Source organism: Sinomicrobium weinanense (genome assembly GCF_018863395.1).
In the GTDB taxonomy this organism is placed as follows: domain Bacteria; phylum Bacteroidota; class Bacteroidia; order Flavobacteriales; family Flavobacteriaceae; genus Sinomicrobium; species Sinomicrobium weinanense.
On the sequence record NZ_JAHKRR010000001.1, the window covers coordinates 384,683 to 406,646 of the forward strand.

The 21,964-nt window shown below is 46.0% G+C and carries 18 protein-coding genes; 9 read left to right on the top strand and 9 right to left on the bottom strand.

The window, feature by feature from the left end:
- Positions 1-18: 18 nt before the first annotated feature.
- The 4 genes from KN811_RS01690 to KN811_RS01705 form a co-directional block, all read right to left on the bottom strand.
- On the bottom strand, positions 19-1,845 hold the full coding sequence (locus KN811_RS01690; RefSeq protein ID WP_187965131.1) for an ABC transporter ATP-binding protein: 1,827 nt from the start codon (positions 1,843-1,845) through the stop codon (positions 19-21).
- A gap of 83 nt (positions 1,846-1,928) precedes the next feature.
- Positions 1,929-3,647: a phospho-sugar mutase gene (locus KN811_RS01695; RefSeq protein ID WP_187965132.1), complete on the bottom strand. Its 1,719-nt coding sequence runs from the start codon at positions 3,645-3,647 to the stop codon at positions 1,929-1,931.
- 72 nt (positions 3,648-3,719) lie between these two features.
- A complete protein-coding gene (locus KN811_RS01700) occupies positions 3,720-4,724 on the bottom strand; it encodes a glycosyltransferase family 2 protein (protein ID WP_187965133.1) in 1,005 nt (334 codons plus the stop codon).
- 260 nt (positions 4,725-4,984) lie between these two features.
- Positions 4,985-5,506, bottom strand: coding sequence for a DUF4199 domain-containing protein (locus tag KN811_RS01705; RefSeq protein WP_187965134.1), 522 nt, complete (start codon positions 5,504-5,506; stop codon positions 4,985-4,987).
- A gap of 175 nt (positions 5,507-5,681) precedes the next feature.
- On the opposite strand from KN811_RS01705, the gene KN811_RS01710 reads away from it, so the two are divergent.
- Positions 5,682-5,933 (top strand): type B 50S ribosomal protein L31, encoded by a 252-nt coding sequence (locus tag KN811_RS01710; protein ID WP_187965135.1) that lies wholly within the window; start codon positions 5,682-5,684, stop codon positions 5,931-5,933.
- A gap of 75 nt (positions 5,934-6,008) precedes the next feature.
- Positions 6,009-7,184 (top strand): GlmU family protein, encoded by a 1,176-nt coding sequence (locus KN811_RS01715; RefSeq protein ID WP_187965136.1) that lies wholly within the window; start codon positions 6,009-6,011, stop codon positions 7,182-7,184.
- 92 nt (positions 7,185-7,276) lie between these two features.
- Here KN811_RS01715 and KN811_RS01720 read toward each other — a convergent pair whose 3' ends face one another.
- Positions 7,277-9,643 carry a S9 family peptidase gene (locus KN811_RS01720; protein ID WP_187965137.1) on the bottom strand — a complete coding sequence of 789 codons (2,367 nt, stop codon included), beginning with the start codon at positions 9,641-9,643 and terminating at the stop codon, positions 7,277-7,279.
- Positions 9,644-9,941: 298 nt separating this feature from the next.
- Between KN811_RS01720 and mtaB the strand changes: the two genes are divergently transcribed.
- Positions 9,942-11,279, top strand: a complete 1,338-nt coding sequence (gene mtaB / locus KN811_RS01725) for a tRNA (N(6)-L-threonylcarbamoyladenosine(37)-C(2))-methylthiotransferase MtaB (protein WP_187965138.1) — start codon at positions 9,942-9,944, stop codon at positions 11,277-11,279.
- A gap of 38 nt (positions 11,280-11,317) precedes the next feature.
- Positions 11,318-12,064, top strand: a complete 747-nt coding sequence (gene bla, locus KN811_RS01730) for a subclass B1 metallo-beta-lactamase (protein WP_187965139.1) — start codon at positions 11,318-11,320, stop codon at positions 12,062-12,064.
- A 67-nt stretch (positions 12,065-12,131) separates the two neighbouring features.
- Here the strand turns inward: bla and KN811_RS01735 are convergent, their stop codons facing one another.
- Positions 12,132-12,422 carry a GNAT family N-acetyltransferase gene (locus KN811_RS01735; RefSeq protein WP_187965140.1) on the bottom strand — a complete coding sequence of 97 codons (291 nt, stop codon included), beginning with the start codon at positions 12,420-12,422 and terminating at the stop codon, positions 12,132-12,134.
- Positions 12,423-12,767: 345 nt separating this feature from the next.
- On the opposite strand from KN811_RS01735, the gene KN811_RS01740 reads away from it, so the two are divergent.
- Complete coding sequence (locus KN811_RS01740) at positions 12,768-13,430, top strand: alpha/beta hydrolase (protein ID WP_187965141.1); 663 nt, start codon at positions 12,768-12,770, stop codon at positions 13,428-13,430.
- A gap of 272 nt (positions 13,431-13,702) precedes the next feature.
- Positions 13,703-14,662, top strand: a complete 960-nt coding sequence (locus KN811_RS01745; RefSeq protein WP_187965142.1) for a lytic transglycosylase domain-containing protein — start codon at positions 13,703-13,705, stop codon at positions 14,660-14,662.
- Positions 14,663-14,688: 26 nt separating this feature from the next.
- Here KN811_RS01745 and KN811_RS01750 read toward each other — a convergent pair whose 3' ends face one another.
- Positions 14,689-15,204 carry a DUF2892 domain-containing protein gene (locus tag KN811_RS01750; protein ID WP_187965143.1) on the bottom strand — a complete coding sequence of 172 codons (516 nt, stop codon included), beginning with the start codon at positions 15,202-15,204 and terminating at the stop codon, positions 14,689-14,691.
- A 483-nt stretch (positions 15,205-15,687) separates the two neighbouring features.
- Here KN811_RS01750 and rpmH point away from each other — a divergent pair, with 483 nt between their 5' ends.
- Both rpmH and carB read left to right on the top strand, forming a co-directional pair.
- On the top strand, positions 15,688-15,846 hold the full coding sequence (gene rpmH / locus KN811_RS01755) for a 50S ribosomal protein L34 (RefSeq protein WP_187965144.1): 159 nt from the start codon (positions 15,688-15,690) through the stop codon (positions 15,844-15,846).
- A gap of 104 nt (positions 15,847-15,950) precedes the next feature.
- Entirely contained in the window at positions 15,951-18,803 is a 2,853-nt protein-coding gene (carB, locus tag KN811_RS01760; RefSeq protein WP_187965145.1) for a carbamoyl-phosphate synthase large subunit, read from the top strand.
- A 160-nt stretch (positions 18,804-18,963) separates the two neighbouring features.
- Here the strand turns inward: carB and KN811_RS01765 are convergent, their stop codons facing one another.
- Together KN811_RS01765 and KN811_RS01770 are read right to left on the bottom strand one after the other, a co-directional pair.
- Positions 18,964-19,728, bottom strand: coding sequence for an MBL fold metallo-hydrolase (locus KN811_RS01765; RefSeq protein ID WP_187965146.1), 765 nt, complete (start codon positions 19,726-19,728; stop codon positions 18,964-18,966).
- A 58-nt stretch (positions 19,729-19,786) separates the two neighbouring features.
- Positions 19,787-20,812 (bottom strand): formimidoylglutamase, encoded by a 1,026-nt coding sequence (locus KN811_RS01770; protein WP_187965147.1) that lies wholly within the window; start codon positions 20,810-20,812, stop codon positions 19,787-19,789.
- Between the two features lie 129 nt (positions 20,813-20,941).
- Between KN811_RS01770 and KN811_RS01775 the strand changes: the two genes are divergently transcribed.
- Positions 20,942-21,952, top strand: a complete 1,011-nt coding sequence (locus tag KN811_RS01775) for a hypothetical protein (RefSeq protein WP_187965148.1) — start codon at positions 20,942-20,944, stop codon at positions 21,950-21,952.
- Positions 21,953-21,964: the final 12 nt, after the last annotated feature.

Here is a 21,964-nt window from a genome sequence, read left to right on the forward strand (position 1 = left end):
TTTTATGTTTACCCCGTTTTAGTCAAAAGACTGCATATCCACCAGTTTCTTGTAGGTGCCATTCCCGGCTATCAGTTCGTCGTGTGTACCCTGTTCCACGATTTTTCCTTTCTGCATCACAACGATGAGGTCGGCATTCTGTATGGTGGAAAGACGGTGGGCAATGACCACGGAGGTCCTGTTTTTCATCATGTTTTCCAGGGCCTTCTGTACCAGTTTTTCGCTTTCGGTATCCAGGGCCGAAGTAGCTTCGTCCAGGATCATTATGGGCGGGTTTTTCAGTACGGCGCGGGCAATACTGAGGCGTTGTTTTTGTCCGCCTGAGAGCTTGTTGCCACTGTCTCCTATATTGGTGTGTATGCCCTGGGGGAGCTCCCGGACAAATTCGTAGGCATTGGCCACTTTCAGGGCGTCCTCGACTTCCTGATCCGTAGCATCTTCTTTTCCGAGGGATACATTGGCTTTTACCGTATCGTTAAAGAGGATAGAGTCCTGGGTCACAAGTCCCATCAATCCGCGAAGGGAGTGTAGTTCCATATCCCGGATATCCGTATCGTCTATGGCAATACGGCCTTGCTGTACGTCGTAAAAACGGGTAAGCAGGTTGGCAATAGTACTTTTTCCGCTTCCGGACTGTCCCACCAGGGCCACCGTTTTTCCTTTGGGGATGTGCAGGGAGAAGTCTTTCAGCACATTTTCCTCTTCATACCGGAAATCGATGTGCTCTACTTTTATATCCTTTTCGAAATGGTCCTTAACCACAGCATTTTCGATATCTGCAATGGGGTTTTCTTCCTCGAGGATAGCGAGTACCCTCTCGGCGGCGGCATTTCCCTTTTTAACTCCATAGGAAGCCTTGGAAATGGCTTTTGCCGGGGTGAGGATGTTATAGGCCAGTCCCATATACGTAATAAATGTAGGCCCGTTAAGGCTTTTTTCTATTAGGACCATATGCCCGCCATACCACAGTAGTATGGCAATGACAATGATACCCATGAATTCACTTGTCGGAGAAGCGAGGTTCTGGCGGTTGAGTATCCTGTTGGACAGGTTGTAGAACCGTTTTGTGGAATCCCCGAACCGTTTGTTGAAATAGCTTTCGGAATTAAATCCTTTGATAACCTTAAGTCCTCCGAGCGTTTCCTCGATCACAGATAGAAAGTAACCTTGCTCCAGTTGTGCCTTGTCCGATTGTTTCTTCAGTCTTTTGCCAATGGCAGAAATAATAAATCCCGATATAGGAATAAAAATAAACACAAACAGGGTGAGCTTAGGGCTCAATGCGAACATGGCCACAATGGTAAAAATAATGGTAAGGGGCTCACGGACCACCAGTTCCAGGATAGAGAGAAAAGAGTGCTGTATTTCCAGTACATCCGAAGATATACGGGCAATGACATCTCCTTTCCGTTTTTCCGAAAAATAGGCGATGGGCAATTCTACTACCTTTTTATACATGGCGTTACGCACGTCCTTTAAAACTCCGTTGCGAAGAAAGGTAATAAAGAACATGGCCAGGTAGTTAAAAATATTCTTCAGGAGGAACAGGGAAATAATGATTGCCACCATGACCCCGAGGGTATATTCCGGCCCCTGGCTGTCTATGGTAGTGGTTATATAATAATTGAGATAATCTTCCAGGTATGATTTGAGGTGCCCAAGCCCCTCGTAGACAGGGGGGATCTCTATACGTTTCTCCTCTTTGAAGAGTACAGTGAGCATGGGAATGAGAGACACCATAGAAAGCGTCGCAAATAGTGCATAGAAAATATTGCAGATCACATTGAGTACTGCATATTTTTTATACGGCCGGGCAAAGCGAAAGATCTTTTTAAAATAATTCATTCAAAAGAGTTATGAGTGTATAGTTTAAAGTTCAAAGTTGCAGGTTTAGGAACAAGCAACCACCCAAACCTGCAACATGTAACCTATATACCGAGTTCGCTGATAATGTTGTCTATCCTGTTACGGAGTTCCTGTTCCGTTTTTTCAAATTCGTCTGTCGAATCGAGTTTTGTGTTTACGCTGACATAGAACTTTATCTTGGGTTCGGTCCCGCTGGGACGTGCAGCGATCTTGCTGCCGTCTTCGGTATAGTATATAAGTACGTTGGACTTCGGGAGATCGATAGTCTTTTCCTCACCGGTTGTCATGTGGTGTGCCACGGAACTCTGATAGTCTTCGATCAGGGTCACTTTAGACCCGTTGATCTCCTTCAGGGGCTTGTTCCTGAGGTCTGTCATGATCTGTTTGATCTCTTCAGCACCTTCCATTCCTTTTTTGACCAGGGAAACCAGGTGTTCCTTGTAAAACCCGAAATCCACATACATCTGCAGGAGTTTTTTGTACAGGGTGCTGCCTTCGGCTTTGGCTTCGGCAGCGATCTCACAGGCGAGCAGGGAAGAGGTTATGGCGTCCTTGTCCCGTACAAAATCGCCTACCATAAAACCGAAACTCTCCTCTCCGCCACCGATAAACGGCTGTTCCGGATGGTCTTTTATCATTTTGGCGATCCATTTAAACCCGGTGAGCCCTGCTTTGCATTCCACCCCATAGGCTTCGGCGAGTTTGTGCATCATAGGTGTAGATACGATGGTGGAGCCAATAAATTCCTTCCCGTTTATACGGCCGTCCTTTTTCCACTGGTCCAGCAAAAATTTGGTCATCAGCACCATGGTCTGGTTACCGTTGAGCAATATGAGTTTGCCCTTGTCGTCTCGTACGGCTATGCCCAGGCGGTCGCTGTCGGGGTCGGTACCTATCACCATGTCAGCCCCGATCTCTTCGGCTTTTTGCAGGGCTATGGTCAGGGCTTCCGGCTCTTCCGGATTGGGAGACTTTACGGTAGGGAAGTTCCCATCGGGCGTAGCCTGTTCTTCTACCACATATACGTTTTTATAGCCGGCCCTTTTCAATACTTCAGGCAATGTAGTGATGGAGGTTCCGTGCAGCGAAGTGAACACGATCTTGAAATCGTCTTTTCCCCTGGCATTAAAACTACCGTTATCTACTGAAGCGGAAATAAACACTTCGTCGACTTCCTTGTCTATGAATGTTATGAGTTCGTCTTTCGGAGAAAAACGGATGTCCTCGAAAGAAGTGGCATTGATCTCTGCAATGATCCCCGCATCCTGGGGCGGTACGATCTGTCCGCCATCGGCCCAATATACCTTGTAGCCGTTGTATTCGGGCGGGTTGTGAGAAGCAGTAAGTACAATACCGCAGTGGCAGCCGAGGTGTTTTACCGCAAAAGAAAGTTCCGGGGTGGGGCGCAATGCGGAAAAGAGATATACTTTAATATCGTTGGCCGAGAAAACTTCGGCCACCAGCCTGGCCAGGGTATCACTGTTATGACGGCAGTCATAGGCAATGGCCACCTTGAGGTCTTCCCCGGGATAGGTTTTTTTGATATAGTCGCTGAGGCCCTGGGTGTTTTTTCCAAGGGTATATTTGTTGATCCGGTTGCTTCCCGTACCCATAATACCGCGCATACCGCCCGTTCCGAATTCCAGGTCCTTGTAGAAGGACTCTGTCAGTTCTTTGGGCGAAGCCTCCATCATTTCCTTTATTTTTTCTTTGGTAGTATCGTCAAAAGCGGGGCTGAGCCACTCGTTTGCCTTTTTTAAAATGTGATCTTCAATTTGCATTTTTTAGTGCGTTGTATGTTTGTTATATACTGATAGTCTGTTTGTTTATGATGATCTCCCGCCACGGTCAGGTCAAATGGGAGTATGGTCTTTTGTGTGATCCTGGTTTTTCTTTCTTTCATCAACGTTGAGTGTGCCGGAAATCTTATACCGGTCGTTCTTTGTTTTTGTTCGGAGGATGATCTCACCCAAAAATCCGGCAAGAAAAAGCTGCGAACCTATGATCATTGTGGCCAAAGCTATAAAAAACCACGGATTCCGCGTAACCAGTATAGTAGGTAGATTGTGATATAACTTGTACAGTTTATCGGCCCCTATAAAACCGGCCGAAAGAAAACCGATGAGGAACATCAGTACGCCCAGGGCACCGAAGAGGTGCATGGGCCTTTTGCCGAAGCGCGAGAGGAACCATATGGTAATGAGGTCCAGGAAACCGTGGATAAAGCGCTCCATTCCGAATTTTGTTTTCCCGTATTTGCGGGATTGGTGCTTGACCACTTTTTCTTCTATACGCCCAAACCCTGCGTTTTTGGCCAGGACAGGAATATACCGGTGCATTTCGCCGTAAACCTCAATATTTTTAATGACCTCCTTTTTGTAGGCTTTAAGTCCGCAGTTGAAATCGTGGAGTCTTAGCCCCGACGTTTTTCTCGCCGCCCAGTTAAAGAGTTTGGAAGGGATGTTTTTGGTAAGGACGGCATCGTATCTCTTTTTTTTCCAGCCCGAGATGAGGTCATAATGCTGCCGGGTGATGAGATCGTACATTTCCGGGATCTCTTCGGGATTGTCCTGCAGGTCGGCATCCATGGTGATCACTACATCGCCCTGGGCCATTCTAAACCCGGCATGCAGTGCCTGTGATTTACCGTAATTCCGAAAAAAACGGATGCCTTTTATTGCCTCATCCTCTTCAGCCAGGGCGGTTATGATCTCCCAGGAACCGTCCGTGCTGCCGTCGTCGATAAAAAGAATCTCGTAAGAAAAGCGATTGGATTGCATTACCCGTGCAATCCAATCGTGTAATTCCCGTAAAGACTCCTGTTCGTTAAGTAGTGGTATTACTACAGATATGTTCATCGGCAAATATTAAGAAATACTTCCCAAATTTACACAAAATTGTTTCATCGGTTTGTTTTGGACTGTTGTTTGTTGGAAGAGACTAAAAATCCTGCCTTTGATTAAGTATACGTAATACAAGGACTTCTTCACTTTGAATAAGGTAGTGTCTGGAATAATGGAACTTATCCAAAGTGACAAGTTTTCCAATCTTTTCCATAGAATATATACTTTAGAATATATACTTTAGAATATATACTTTCTATATATCAACCGGTAAGCTATTCCTTAGGTTTTGATTTCCCCAGGAATGCCCCGGTAATCAGCGAAATTATAAAACCAATGAAAAGATTGAAGATAATAATGACGGGATAGCCGATCCATGCAAATTTTCGTCCCACTTCCATTTGTGTTTCAATCTGCTCATCTGTGAGTTTCCCTGAATTCTGAAGTTCCTGCCGGGCCAGTTCAAAGGATTTGTCCATCATTTCAGGGTCTATTACATAAGCGAGTAAAAGCGAATAGACCACGGAGATAAGAGCAGCTATCAGGGCAACTCCCAGTCCTGCTTTCAGGGATTGGGACAGGGAAAGGAACCCGCCGTTCAATTTTTTGAACTGAACCATGGCTATAATAATACCAAGGGCCAGAATAATGTAGTTTACGATAGCTATGGTCCAGCTTCTTTGATAATGCATATCCATAATGTATAGCATTATACCGAAGAGTACCATGATCCCCCCTGTGAGGAGCCCGTAATTCAAAGCTAACTTTCCCGTTTTAGGTTGTAGATTTTCTTCCATGATTAAATAGTTTGGTTAAAAGTACTTATTTAGTGGTAAAACAGGGGATTTTGTTACATCTTTACAAACAATATTTTCAAAAAGGATAATTTTTTTGAAACAGCTATTGTTTATTCTGTAAATATACTTAAATTTGCACCTCGAATTTTAGGAGAAAGAAATAAATATAACGGCGATGAAAAAAGGCATACATCCGGAAAATTATAGATTAGTGGCGTTTAAAGACATGTCTAACGACGATGTTTTTATCACCAAGTCCACTGCAGAAACCAAAGAAACCATAGAAGTGGAAGGTACGGAATACCCGCTGGTAAAGCTGGAGATCTCCAGAACTTCTCACCCTTACTATACCGGTAAATCCAAACTGGTGGATACTGCCGGACGTATTGACAAGTTCAAGAACAAATACGCGAAGTTCAAAAAATAATTATCGCAAACTTAAAGTATACAGACCCCTGAGAAATCAGGGGTTTTTTTATTTTTACACAAAACTCACACACATATGAACTATATTCTTATTGACGGCCCTGTTCGTAATGCGCTGTTGCCTTTTACTTTTACGAGGCCCGTTGCGGATATCCGTGTAGGGATACTGACCGTCCGGGAGAAATGGGAAAAACTGCTGGAAGAAAGAACATCGACCCTTACGGAAGATTATCTGTCTGTTAAATTTCCTCTGGTGGAAGCCCGGGAAAACATCCTTATCGATGCCTCCTTTTTACCCACTGCGGAATTAGTGGCCATGGTGAAAGGCCTGCAACCCGGGGAAGCAGTATTTCAGGGAGAACAACTTATTGCGTTTTACAGCACCGAAGCCCGACAGGAAACAGATCTTTCCGCTTTCGAAAGAAAGGAATACGACGGAGATCTGATACGTATCGAAAACAGCTGGGACATCTTCTCCCGGAACCGGGAAGCCCTCCAGGCCGATTTTGAACTCCTTACCAAAGGCAGGAAAAGCGAGCCTATACCGGAAGGTATACAGGTCATTGCCCCTGAAAACATATTTATAGAAGAAGGAGCCCGGCTCTATTTTTCCACCCTGAACGCTGCTGATGGTCCTATCTATATCGGCAGGAACACCCTGGTCATGGAAGGCTGTCATATCCGGGGAGGCTTTGCGCTTTGTGAGGGAAGTATTGTAAAGATGGGCGCCAAAATATACGGGGCCACGACCGTAGGCCCCAATTGTAAGGTTGGCGGGGAAATAAACAACTCCGTTCTGTTCTCTTATTCCAATAAGGGCCACGAAGGCTTTCTGGGAAATTCCGTGCTCGGGGAGTGGTGCAATATCGGGGCGGATACGAACAACTCCAATATGAAGAACAATTATGACGAGGTGAAACTGTGGAGCTATGAAACGGAGCGATTCAAAAAAACAGGATTGCAGTTTTGCGGACTTATGATGGGCGACCACAGTAAGTGCGGTATTAATACGATGTTCAATACCGGAACGGTCATAGGGGTGAATACGAATATCTACGGAAGCGGACTGCCCCGGAATTTCGTTCCTGATTTTTCCTGGGGAGGGGCCAGCGGTTTTACCATCTATACGTTGCCCAAGGCCGTTGCGTCCGCCCAAAGGGCCGCAGTGCGGAGAAATGTGGAATTTACGGATGTGGATGCCGGAATTCTGGAAAAGGTCTTTGAGCTGACAAAAAAATGGCGAAAAGAGTAGATGTGAGAGGGTGAGAAAGTGAGAAGGTGAGAGGGTAGTAATAAGTCAATTAGTTAATTTTCAAATTCTCACCCTCTCACCTTCTCACTTTCTCACTTTCCTTCCAGGGTGGTGTTGAACAGTTTCAGGATACGTTTGTATTCATCCGTCCAGCTACTGGGCTCTACAAAGCCGTGGTCTTCGGCCGGGTAAACGGCCATCTCCCAATTGTCCTTGCCCAGTTCTATGAGGCGTTGTGACAACCTTACCACATCCTGGAAATGTACGTTTACATCGACCATGCCGTGGGCAATGAGCAGGTTGCCTTTTAATCCTTCTGCAAAATAAATAGGGGAGGATCTCCGGTATGCTTTAGGGTCGTTAAAAGGTTCGTTCAGAATGCTGGATGTATACCAGTGATTGTAATGCGCCCAGTCCGTTACCGACCGCAATGCAGCGCCGGAAGCAAAGGTGTCTCCTTCGTTGAACAGGGCCATCAGGGTGATGAACCCGCCATAACTTCCGCCGTAAATCCCTACTTTATCTTTGTCAATACCGTATTCGGCTATCAGGTATTTTGCCCCGTCCACCTGGTCGGAGAGATCTTTTCCTCCCATGTGCCGGTAAATGGCGGTGCGCCAGTCCCTGCCGTAGCCCGCACTGCCACGGTAGTCGATGTCGAGTACGGTATACCCGAGGTCGGTCAGCAGATTGTGGAACATGTATTCCCGGAAGTAGAGCGACCACCATTTATGAGCATTCTGCAGGTATCCTGCCCCGTGAACAAAAATTACGGCAGCGTTGTTCTTTACGTTGTCTTCCGGAACATACAGGCGTGCAGGGACGGCTGTACCATCGGCCGCAGTAAAGCGAATAAGCTGCGGATCGCGCCAGGGATAGGCCCTGAAAGCCTCCGATTGTCCCGAAGTGAGCTGCGTCTCTTTGGCTCCGGAAGCGTTCTTTTTCAGGTAGAGTTCCCAGGGTTTATTGCTGTAAGAGTGCCGTATGGCCAGGTATTTTTCATCGGGGGAAAGCGATACTTCATTGTTCCCGGTCATGGAAGTGAGTTTTTCCATCTTTCCGCCATAGACAGGCATTTTGTAGAAGTGCCGCTCTCCGGGATGGACTTCGGAAGTGGTCAGGTACCAGCTTTTGCCGTCTTTGGATAGAAAAGGGTTGAATACCTCGAATTTTCCGGAAGTCAGTGCCTTTTTCTTCCCGGTCGTGACATCCAGCAGATAGAGATGCGAATACCCGGTTTCTTCTGACTGAAAATAAATGTGTTTATTGTCCGGAAGCCAGCCCAGGGTACCTCCGCCCATGGTCCAACCGATCCCGGGGCCTGCGATCCAGGATTCGTCGCGCTGGCGGTCCAGGGTTTTCAGGCTGCCGTCCTCAGGATTGAGCAGGGCGATCCACCGGTCCTTGTTGTCTTTGGAACGCAGGTTGACTATGGCATATTTCCCGTTGTCCGAAAAAGAAACCCCGGAGGCGATGACTTCCCGTTCTTCCGATTTCCATTCCCGGTCGGGATAGTCTTTGACATAATCCGGAAGGTCCTTAATCCCCGGAAGGCTTCCGGTTGATACCCTATATACGGTGTCTTTTTCGAGATTGTATACCGCTAATTCCCGTTCGGTTGTTTCAATACCCACTTTTGCGCGGGTATTCAGATCGGTAGTATAACCCGATGCATCGATATAGTCGGGAACGATCGTTTTTTCGGTATTTTCCCTGGTCATAAGGCTGAAGGTAGCGTATTTTTCGTTGGGAGAAAGTTGAAGGCCGAGCACCTGTTTTTTGCCGGAATAGAAGGTGAAAGGTTCTTTTTCTTTGGTCATTTCCCGGTAGGTTTTGCCCTGTTCTTTCTTTTCCTTTCTTTCACGTACAACCCGCAGCAGTTTCAGGTTGTCTTTTTGCAGCCATTTGCTCTTGGCGGAGCCTTCCTTTTCCTCATCGGTAGCCGGGGCACCACTTTTTATCCGGGTGAGCTGCCTGATCTTTCCGGAAGCTGTGGAATAAGTAAAAAGATCGCTTCCGGACCGAAAGGCTATCAGGTTTTCATCGGCCAGGAATTTCGGGGATTCCAATGGGTTTCCGGTTTGCAACAGTTCAGTTTTCTTCCGTTTTTTCAGGTCGTAAAGGAACAGTGTGTTGTCTTTAATGTATACTTTTTTGGTCTTTGACTTGTTGTATTCCCCGTTTTGGGGGATCATGGCCGTTTTTTCTTTTGCAGAGACTTTTTCAATGGTCTTCGGAGCCTTGATCCGGATGCGGTAAAGCGAATCTGACGGATCGCCGTCCCGGTTGTATTTGAAATAGATGGTTTCCCCGTGCTCGCCCCATCTTATATCAGAAGGAAAAGTGCCCATCCACTGCGGGTCCTGCATGATCTTTTCGACAGAGAGGTCACTCGTTTGGGCGTTGATGGAAGAGGAGAGGGAGGCTAAAAGGAATAACAGGGTAATTTTTCGTAACATGATAAACTGGTTTTGATCACAGCTTACGAAGCTACGTAATTTTTTAAAAAAAGATTGTTGGGAGATTGAATGAGATTGATGGAAGATTGATGGAATGTGTAGAAGGAGAAATTTAAAAAATGTTTCAATCTTCATCAATCTCCCAACAATCTCTCCGTAAAGGACTAAGTGTAAAATTTAAACAAACTCTTAATTCTGTTCTAAATACTTTAAGTACCTTTGCACTCCCGGAATAAATATAAGAGTCTCATCCCGAAGTCTTTGGAAGAGGCTCTCAAAATTTACAACAAGCAGGCAAATGGAACAGAGGAAAAAGGTAGCTTTTTACACGTTGGGATGCAAACTGAATTTTTCAGAAACATCTACCATTGCCCGTGGTTTCCAGGACAGGGGATTCGACCGTGTGGATTTTGAGGAAACTGCGGACATCTATGTTATAAATACCTGTTCGGTCACGGAAAATGCAGACCGGCAGTTTAAGCAGGTGGTGAAAAAGGCGCAGAAAAAGAATGAGAATGCCTTTGTCGCGGCCGTGGGTTGTTATGCTCAGCTTAAACCAGAAGAACTGGCCGCAGTGGACGGAGTGGATCTCGTGCTTGGCGCCACCGAAAAATTCAAGATCACCGATTATATCAATGACCTTTCCAAAAACGATTACGGGGAAGTACATTCCTGTGAGATCGAGGAAGCCGATTTTTATGTGGGAAGTTACTCAATAGGCGACAGGACCCGTGCATTTCTCAAGGTCCAGGACGGGTGCGATTACAAATGTACCTATTGTACCATTCCGTTGGCCCGGGGAATATCGCGTAGTGATACCCTGGAGAACGTATTGAAGAATGCCGCGGAAATAGCGGAACAAAATATAAAAGAGATCGTACTTACCGGGGTCAATATCGGTGATTACGGTAAAGGGGAATTCGGCAACAAGAAACACGAACACACCTTCCTGGACCTGGTACGGGCCCTGGATGAGGTGGAGGGGGTAGAACGCCTTCGCATTTCTTCCATAGAGCCCAATCTGCTCAAAAACGAGACCATAGAATTTGTGGCTGGGAGCCGCACTTTTGTACCTCATTTTCACATTCCGTTGCAATCCGGGAGCAATGATATTCTGAAACGAATGCGCCGGAGGTACTTGCGGGAGCTTTATACAGACCGGGTACACAAGATCAGGGAAGTGATGCCGCATGCCTGTATAGGAGTGGATGTCATTGTAGGCTTTCCCGGGGAAACGGATGAGCATTTCCTGGAAACCTACCATTTTCTGAATGAACTGGACATCTCTTATCTCCATGTGTTCACCTATTCCGAAAGAGATAACACCCTTGCCGCGGAAATGGGCGAGGTAGTGCCCAAAAAGGTCCGTGCCAAAAGGAGCAAGATGCTGCGCGGACTGTCGGTAAAAAAACGGCGGGCCTTTTACGAAAGCCAACTGGGCACTACGCGGACCGTACTTTTTGAAGGCGAGAACAAGGCCGGGTATATACACGGGTTCACCGAAAACTATGTAAAAGTAAAGGCCCCCTGGAACCCGGAACTTGTGAATACGTTGCACAAGATAAAGCTGAAGGATATTGACGAAGACGGCATAGTGCGTTTCGATTTTGTGGAAGAAGAAGTTTTTGCTTCGTAGCTATAAAAACCCAAAAGACCTTTTTATCCTACATACTAATGAAATACTTCGTATTCCTGCTGGCCGGCTTTTTATTAGGGGCATGCGGACAGACCAAGCCCGGTAAAAACAGACCCGGGGACTATACTTCGGAAACCCTGGTGATCCGTGAAATTTCCGATCATGCCTACGTCCATACCTCATTTATGAATGTCGAGGGTTTCGGGAAGGTGTCCTGTAACGGGGCCATATTTTTTGACAAGGACGAAGCTGTTGTTCTTGATACTCCCGGAAGCATTCTGGCTTCCGATGAATTGATCAGGTGGATTTCGGACTCTCTGAATTGCAGGATCAAGGCCGTGGTCCCCACACATTTCCATGACGATTGCCTGGCAGGGCTCGACGCATTCCATCAAAAAAAGATCCCTTCCTATGCCGGTAATGCCACAATAGCATTGGCCAGGGCCAAAGGAGTTGCTGTTCCTCAGCACGGTTTTGATCGTTTGCAGGAGCTAAAGGTTGGTGACAGGGATATTTACCTGGAATACATGGGAGAAGGGCATACCCGCGATAATATTGTGGGATATTTTCCCGGCGAAGAAATTGTGTTCGGAGGCTGCCTGGTCAAGGCTTCCGGTGCCGGAGAAGGAAACCTGGAAGATGCGAATACTTCGGCCTGGCCCGGAACAATAAAAAAACTGCAGGAAAAACATCCGGATATAAAAATAGTAATCCCGGGACACGGAGATCCCGGAGGAGGTGAACTGCTGGATTATACCATAGTGCTGTTCGGGAAGAAAAAATAAACAACTGTTCTTCGGCTTCGATCAGGCACCGCGGAACCAGACCCCGGGTAGCCGGGTGTAGTCAGGGCTAGATACGTATACCTACCGGCAACAGGTCTTTGTATTCCTTGTGCTTTCGCAAAAACCTGGCGATTTCCGGGCTTGTGGGTACTACGCGAAGATTGCGCTTTTCTACGATATGGAGTACGGACTCTATAAAATCGTCCTTAAAGTGATCCTCGAAGTTCTCGGGCATGACCAACTTGGTCAGAAAGATCTTTTTCTCTTGGGAAGAGTACTCAATTTTGGCCAGTTTACCGTCTATTCGCAGTTCAAACTGGCGCAAAAAGTCATTGTCTTTAACAGCTACTTCACTCATCTTTTTGTTTTTATTTACTGGGCTTACATCATTTTTGCTATCCGGAAAGTGGGGAACGACGCGGAATATAGCCATAAGACAGGGCCCCGGTCGGGTTGTGTATACGATGTACACCACTTGTTTTTCATCTTAAATCTTTCCTTGTGTAAGAATTGCAGGAGAAATGTTTCTTTTTCACGGGTAAACCCTAAATTTGTAGAGAATGCCGTACAAGTTCAGGATCTTACACCTTGCTGTTTTCTGAAAACCGTTTAAAAACGGCAGGAAACCATAGCATTTATAATTTGCGCGTACAAAGATACAAAAAATAACTAAGAGTCTATTATACAATCACATAACAAATTGATGAACACGCCTAAAATTTCTGTTTATTTTATGCCTGGCATGGCGGCCAGCCCGCTTATTTTCGAGCATATCCGGTTGCCCGAAGATCGTTTCGAAATGCATTTCCTGGAGTGGGTGCCGGCGCATAAGAACGAAACCCTGAAGGAATATGCCGGGCGGATGTGCGAAAAAATTGATCGCCCCGCCCCGGTACTCGTAGGGGTATCTTTCGGCGGGATACTGGTACAGGAAATGGCAGCATATATTCGGCCCGCAAAGGTGATCATTATTTCGAGTGTGAAGTGTAAAAAAGAATTGCCTGCAAAAATGTTGTTTGCCCGGTATACAGGAATGCACAAACTACTCCCCACAGGCCTGGTGAACAATGTGGAACTCCTTGCCAAATATGCCTTTGGAGAAGCCGTGGTCAAAAGACTGGAGCTCTATAAAAGATACCTCACGGTTCCCGACAGGGAGTATATGGACTGGGCCATTAATGCCGTAGTGCGGTGGGACCAGGAGGAGGCCATCCCGGGAATTGTCCACATTCACGGGGAAAAGGACCCTGTTTTCCCTATTGCGAGAATAAAAAACTGTATCCGCATAAAACAAGGGACACATATTATGATCATTAACCGCTATAAATGGTTTAACGAGCACCTTCCTTCGCTTATTGAAAGTTAGGAGTTTGGTGGTCGGTATTCAGTGATCGGTATTCGGTAATTGATGTGTGTTATTTATTGTAATTTATGGAGATTTGTAGAAATTTATATTATCAATCTCCATCAATCTCCATCAATCTCCATCAATCTCCATCAACTTCCGGCAACCGACCATTCTCCGTTTCATAAGATGGAATTTTTTACCTTTACCACATGTTTTTGCCATGTGCAGGTGGTAAGATCATATGATTTTAGGAAAATTAACGTTAAAGATTAGAAATAAAGAAGAGAGTTATGGAATGGATGAAAAAGGGGCTCATGGCCATAGGAGTTATTGCACTGGCAGGTTTTTTTCTGAATTCGGTGCAGGGAGTGGGACAGGATACCGAAAATGCGGGAAGTGGCCCGGAAACAACAAATAACAAGGCGGTTAATGATTATAACATATATGCGATCGATTTCCTTGAAAAACTGGACTTTGCCGGCGAATCTGTTCCGTTGGACGAGCCGGATATCAGGGAACGAATGGACCGGGAGCTCCTGGTCAATACTTACTGGCAGTCCAATGGTTTGTTGCTGATAAAACGGGCGCACAAGTATTTTCCGGTCATAGAGCCTATCCTGGCCAAACACGGGGTGCCTGACGATTTTAAGTACCTCGCCGTGATAGAGAGCGGCCTGCAAAACGTGGTATCACCTGCCCGGGCAACAGGGTTCTGGCAGATCATGAGCTCCACGGGAAAAGAATACGGATTGGAAGTCAATCAGAATGTGGACGAACGCTATCACCTGGAAAAATCTACCGAAGTAGCCTGTGAATACCTCAAAAAGGCCAAGGCGCGATTCGGAAGCTGGACGATGGCCGCTGCTGCCTACAATGCCGGCCAGGCGGGAATGGCCAGGCAGCAGACCAGGCAAAAGGAAAAAGATTACTACGATATTCTGCTGGGAGAAGAGACAGGAAGATATATTTTCCGCATACTTGCAGTGAAGGAGATCCTGTCCGATCCGTATAAATACGGTTTTAATATCGAGAAAAAACATATGTATACCATGGTGCCGACCAAAAAGATAAAGGTCGACTATGAGATCGATGACCTGACAGATTTTGCCAGGGAACACGGTATTAACTACAAAATACTGAAAATCCACAATCCCTGGCTCCGGGAAACCAAACTAAACAACAAATCGAGGAAGAAATATTTTATCGAGATCCCTGAAAAAGGATATTATGAAGTACGAAGTGTTAAATAACTTCGAGCCTCGTACTTCTAACTTTGCTATATTTTTTTCATCTGTTGCTGCATCATTTTTATCTGGTCGGCAAGCATGTTTTGCTTATCCAGTTTTTTGGCTTCATTGAGCAGGATGGTAGCTTCGCGTTTTCTGCGTTTTTGCATGGCTATTCCGGCCAGGCTAAGTTTGGCCATGGCTATGTCATAGCTCATGGAGAGTCCGAGTTTCAGCGCTTTTTTGAAGTATTTTTCGGCTTGCGTCAGGTTGGTCTGGGAGGCCATGATGCCATGAAGGTAATTGTAATATCCCTGTTGTTTCCGGATCAGCGCGGTTTCCGGGTTTTTGATCTTGCTCAGCCATTTTGCCGTACCCTTAAAATCCTGTTTGCGCATACGCAGAAAAGCGAGGAGTATCATTTCGTTCCGGAAATAGAGGAAAATGAACACCAGTGACAGTAGTATCAGGAAAATGCCGTTCCCGATATTTCCTTCGATGAACTGATAAACTGCATAGCCTATAATAAGCGCGGCGATAACTAATTTTAGGTTTTTATTGAACATGTTGTGGTTTTTAATGTTGAGTGCACCTGGGTGAACAAGAATGCAAAGTTAAAAAAAACTGACGGAGCACGTATCGTCCGGGGGAAAATTCCTTGGTTTAGCCGGTATTCAGTATTCGGTATTCGGTGTTTGATGATCGGTGTGTGACTGGTAGGATCAATAGTTATTGTTCTATCAATCTTCGTTGGTATCTATGGGATTACCAATCTTCTGTGTGGTATATTAAACGTAGCGGGGCAAATCCTGTATCTTTACTGATGTATGGAATAAAAACTCTTTATTTCAATAATCCAGTTACAATCAATTTCAAATAAAAACCAACATATCGATCATCAAACACCGAATACCGACCACCGATTAAAATATTTTTTCAAATGGTTTGCCAAAGTAAAAACTCTTCGTATATTTGCGCCGCACTTTTGTGAAGGAATATCGTGCATATTGAATTAGGTATTTTTTAAAGAAGATTTAAGATATTAGACAATGAAAAGAACATTCCAACCCTCAAAAAGAAAAAGAAGGAACAAGCACGGTTTTAGAGAGAAAATGGCCACTGCCAGCGGTAGAAAAGTGCTTGCCCGAAGAAGGGCAAAAGGAAGGAAGAAATTAACAGTATCTTCTGAACCAAGGCATAAAAAATAATGCTATTGAAATTCTATTCATATAAAGGTGTTGCTTTTGAAAGTGACACCTTTTTTTATACCCGATCTGTACATAATTCATATAAATAACACAATACCAAAGAAATGCCAAAAAGAAAAGATCTAAAATGCGTCCTGATCATCGGTTCGGGCCCTATCATTATAGGACAGGCATGTGAGTTTGACTATTCCGGTTCGCAATCCCTGCGTTCACTCAGGGAAGATGGAGTGAAGACTATTTTGATAAATAGTAACCCGGCCACTATTATGACGGACCCTTCCATGGCAGATCACGTATACCTGAAACCCCTCACCACGAAATCCCTGGTGGAAATACTCCAAGCCCATCCCGATATCGATGCCGTGCTTCCTACAATGGGAGGGCAGACGGCCTTGAACCTCTGTATCGAGGCCGATGAAAAAGGGATATGGAAAGATTTTGATGTAGAGATCATAGGAGTGGATATCGATGCCATCAACATCACGGAAGACCGGGAAAAATTCCGGGTACTGCTGGAAAAGATCGGTATTCCCGTAGCACCTTCCAAAACGGCTACCTCCTACCTGAAGGGGAAAGAGATCGCCCAGGAATTTGGTTTTCCATTGGTGATCCGGCCTTCTTTTACCCTGGGAGGTACAGGAGCATCTTTTGTACATAAAAAAGAAGATTTTGATACCCTGCTTACCAGGGGGCTCGAGGCGTCACCTATTCATGAGGTACTTATAGACAAGGCCCTGCTGGGGTGGAAAGAATACGAGCTGGAGCTCCTCCGGGACAAGAACGACAACGTGGTGATCATATGTACCATTGAAAATATGGACCCCATGGGCGTGCACACCGGCGACTCTATTACCGTAGCCCCGGCCATGACACTTTCTGACACCACCTTCCAGAGAATGCGGGATATGGCCATAAAGATGATGCGGAGCATAGGGGATTTTGCCGGCGGATGTAATGTACAGTTTGCTGTAAGCCCTGACGAAAAGGAAGATATTATCGGTATTGAAATAAACCCACGGGTGTCCCGTTCTTCGGCACTGGCTTCCAAGGCAACCGGATATCCTATTGCCAAGATCGCTACCAAACTGGCTCTTGGGTACACCCTGGATGAGCTGGACAACCAGATCACCAAGTCCACTTCGGCCCTGTTCGAACCTACCCTGGATTATGTGATCGTAAAAATCCCGCGATGGAATTTCGACAAATTCGAAGGTTCTGACAGGACACTCGGGCTCCAGATGAAATCGGTAGGAGAGGTGATGGGTATTGGACGCTCTTTCCAGGAAGCCCTGCACAAGGCCACGCAATCGCTGGAGATTAAGAGAAACGGACTGGGAGCTGACGGTAAAGGCTATAAAGACTATGACCTGATCATCGAAAAACTGACGAATCCCAGCTGGGACCGGGTGTTTGTTATTTACGATGCCATACAGATAGGAATACCCCTGAGCAGGATACACGAGATCACCAAGATCGATATGTGGTTCCTGAAGCAATACGAGGAACTGCACTACCTGGAGAAGGAAATATCTTCCTATTCCATAGAGTCCCTCCCCAAGGATCTGTTGTTGGAAGCCAAACAAAAAGGCTTTGCAGACCGGCAGATAGCCCATATGCTCGACTGCTGGGAAAGCGAAGTCTACAAAAAGCGGGATGAGCTTGGCGTGAAGCGTATCTATAAACTGGTAGACACCTGTGCCGCTGAGTTCAGGGCATTGACACCCTACTATTATTCCACTTTCGAAGACGAGATAGAAACGGCAGACGGACAACGCTACCTGGATAACGAAAGCAAGACGAGCGACAAAAAGAAGATCGTGGTGCTAGGTTCCGGCCCCAACCGTATAGGACAGGGGATAGAGTTCGACTATTGCTGTGTACACGGCGTACTCGCTGCGGCCGAATGCGGATACGAAACCATAATGATCAATTGTAACCCCGAAACAGTGTCTACGGACTTCGATACGGCAGACAAACTCTATTTTGAGCCTGTGTTTTGGGAACATATCTACGACATCATCCGTCATGAAAAGCCGGAAGGAGTTATCGTTCAGCTGGGCGGGCAAACCGCATTGAAACTGGCAGAAAAACTGGATAAATACGGAATAAACATCATCGGAACCAGCTTCGAATCCCTCGACCTTGCCGAAGACCGCGGAAGTTTTTCAACACTCCTCAAGGAGAACAATATTCCCTACCCGGAGTTTGGTGTGGCAGAAACGGCCGAAGAGGCCCTGAAGCTCTCCGATCACCTGAATTTCCCCATCCTGGTACGGCCGTCATATGTATTGGGCGGACAGGGGATGAAGATCGTTATCAACAAGGAAGAACTGGAAGAACACGTGGTGGACCTGCTCCGCAAAATACCCAACAACAAACTGTTGCTGGACCATTATCTCGACGGTGCCATCGAAGCCGAGGCCGATGCCATATGTGACGGAGAAAATGTCTACATCATCGGGATCATGGAGCATATAGAGCCCTGTGGTATCCACTCCGGAGATTCCAATGCCACGCTGCCACCGTTCAACCTGGGTGAGTTCGTATTGCAGCAGATCAAGGACCACACCCATAAGATAGCGCTTGCACTCAACACTGTAGGATTGATCAATATCCAGTTTGCGATAAAGGACGACATCGTATATATTATAGAAGCCAACCCGAGGGCTTCCAGAACGGTGCCGTTCATAGCGAAGGCTTACGGAGAACCGTATGTAAATTATGCTACCAAGGTTATGCTAAGGGAAAAGAAGGTCACCGATTTCCAATTCAAGCCCAAACTGGATGGTTATGCCATTAAACAACCGGTATTTTCCTTTAACAAATTCCCTAACGTAAACAAAAACCTGGGACCGGAAATGAAGAGTACCGGAGAAGGTATCCTGTTCATAGAGAGCCTGAAGGACGACCAGTTCTATGAACTCTATACGCGCAGGAAAATGTACCTGAGCAAATAAGTGAATTAAACTAAATTAAAGAGACTGTATCAGAAATAAGCCCAACTGTGTCATTTCGAGCGTAGTCGAGAAATTCCGGAAAGCCCTAACCGGGGGCTCGATTACGCTCGGGGCGACAGGTAAAGGCTGGTGATACAGTCTCTTTCGATTTTGAAAAGATCTATTTATACCAGTTCCTCAACCGTACTTCGATAGAACGGTCCCCGGCTTTGACCAGTTTTTTAAATTTCTTGATGTCGCTGACATCCGGGTTGCCCTGGTAATGATATGGGTAGACTACTTTAGGTTTAAAGTCCAGGACGGCATCGGCAGCCTGTTCCACGGTCATGGTATAGGGTAGGTTCATACATATAAAGGCGATGTCTATATCTTCCAGTGCACGCATTTCAGGGATGTCTTCGGTATCCCCGCTGACGTAGATCCTCTTGTCGTCCAGCGTAATGACATAGCCGTTTCCTCTTCCTTTTACATGAAGGGGATCTTCATTTTGAGGGATGTTGTACATGGGGAGGGCTTTTACGGGTATTCCGGAGATGGTATCTTCTTCCCCGTTCCCAAGGACGGTCATCTTACTTTTATAGGTTTCGGGAAGCTGGTCGGCAACGGCCTGGGGTACCACAAAGGTGGCATTGTCCGTATCCAGCCCGGAAAGCGTTTCCGGGTCCAGATGATCGCGGTGGATATCGGTGATAAAAATAAGGTCTGGGGCCTTTATTTTCGAAAACCTCCAGGCCTCTCCGTGAGGGTCTACATAGAAGGTGATGTCTTTCCACTCTATGGCCAGGGTGCCATGATATACAGGATGTATAACAATGTTGTTTCCTTCTCCGGAAATTTCCGTATCCGGAGTGACCTGCGAATATCCGCAAACAGCAGTCAGGCAGGCGAGGATCATAATGCTTAAGGTGACGATTGGTTTTTTCATAACTTACAAAATTGTAAAAGAATAGCTTATAAAGTTATAAAAAGATTTTATCTCCGCTTTATTTCCGGATAAAATCAGTTATAAAATACGAGATCATTTTGCCCACGTTGCGGCATTCATCCTCGTTCTCAGGGTGTGGAGCAGCTTCACAGATATGAAGGTATTGCGCATTTTTGTTGCTTTTCCAGTGGTGGATAAGCCTTCGTACCTGTTCTACGCTAAAGCCGGTAGGGCTCATGGCACTGCTGGGGACGTTCCGTATGGCATCACAGTCAATTTCAATACCATATTTATCGGCGTTTACGAATTCCAGAGCTTGTTTTGTCTGGTAATCAATCCCGTTTTCTGAGGGGAAGAGAAGTTCTTCCAGCGTATTGTACCGTATGCGGTCCCCGGATTCCTGCATTTTCTTGTACACGGATTTCGAAGTGTAGTTTTCGTGCAGTCCGAAGATAAAATAACGTTGCAGAAAACCTTCCCGGAAAGCATAGGAGAAGCCATTGCCACTGTGCCGGCCTTCGAGGTTACGGAAATCGGTATGGGCATCGATGTTGATACAGTTCATCGGCTTGCCGAGTGCCAGGGCACATCCTTTGAGGATGCCGTAACAGTTGTTATGTCCTCCGCCCACTACAATGGGTTTTTTACCGGCCTGCACGATTTTCCTTATCAGATCGGTAACCTCGACATCTATTTGTCCTGTAAGCTCCCGGGCTTTTTCCGTAAAAGAATTTTCGGAAGGGTCGAGCGATCCCAGTTCCCGGATCTCTTCCGAAAAATCCAGGTGCCCCAGCAATAATACCCGCTTTGCCCTGTTGTTCCGGTGGTTCTGGGTGTTCAGCAGTTGCTGTATTACGTTGTTCCAGGCGTGCCTGGCCCCTTTCCTGCCGTGATTGGCCATGATCCCGATGTCTTCCGGAATGCCGAAGAGTACGTATTTGGCTTCGGACTCCCCGAGTTGTTCTTCCAGCTCCTGTCCTTCGTTCATCAACCTTATCCGTTGACCGAATTTCACCTCTCCTTTTCTGTGACGGATCATTTTTTCTACATCTCTAAGCGTGTATAAATTCAAGAATTTTCGCATATTGATAGTTTAAAAAATCAAAGCAAATATGAAAATAAAAAATCTATTTGGTAAATTTAAACGTATATATATTCGCTGGCCGCATAACAAAAATTAAAAATAAGCGTTAACAGTTAAAAAGAAATCATTATGACTGAATCAAAGAGTAATAACGGTTTGAAAGTTATAGCAGCACTACTGGGGGTGGCCCTTGTGGGGACGTTGATCTATACTTCGAGTTTGTATAGCGACAAGAAAAAGACAACGGCAGACCTCACCAATCAGAAGAATATGGTGGTTGAGGATCTCAATAACCTGAGAGCGGATTACGACAGGGCTATCGCAGAAAGCGATTCTACCAATCAGGAGCTTCTGGATGCCAGAGAGCGAATTAATCAATATCTCGATTCCGTAAAGTCGATGAAAGCCGATATTGCTGCACTGTATCGCTACAGGCGACAGGTCAATGTGCTTACAAAGGAAAGAGAGTTCTTGCTGGCGCAAAACGATTCCCTGCGCCGTTCCAATGAAGCTCTGACCATGGAAAGGGACAGTACCAGGGTTACCCTGGAAAGGCAGGCAGAGTTTGCCGATTCCGTCCTTACACAGAACGTACAGTTGGCCAAGGTAGTGGATGCAGGTTCGGCCCTCAGCCTTTCTGCGTTTTCAGTAGAAGCGGTCAAGGAACGAAACAGTGGTAAATTGGTATCGGTTAACAGGCACCGAAGAGCGGATAAACTGAAAGTTTGTTATACCGTTGCAGCCAACCGCATAGCATCTTCCGGGGACACCCAGTTCTATGTGCAGGTAACGGGGCCTGACGGTGCAATCATGGGAGAAAATGCAGTGGCCAGTTACACACCGCCTGTAGCGAAGAGTATTTCTGATGCAAAAAGTGCCGTAAAAAGTGAAATAACATCATCAGACACTACCGGTATTGTCGAAGAAGTCGTAGAAGAGGTAGCACCTGAACAGGAGTCTTCTTCTACTGTGAATGTGACATACAGTAAAATTTCCACATTCTATTACGAAAATGCAGCCCTCGATGTATGCGATTATGTAGATAAAGAAGGTGAAGGTTTTGCAAAAGGGAATTACGAGGTCAAAGTCTTTGACAGCAAGTTGAGAGAATTAGGATCCTCTTCTTTTACCCTGAAATAAAGCGATAAAATA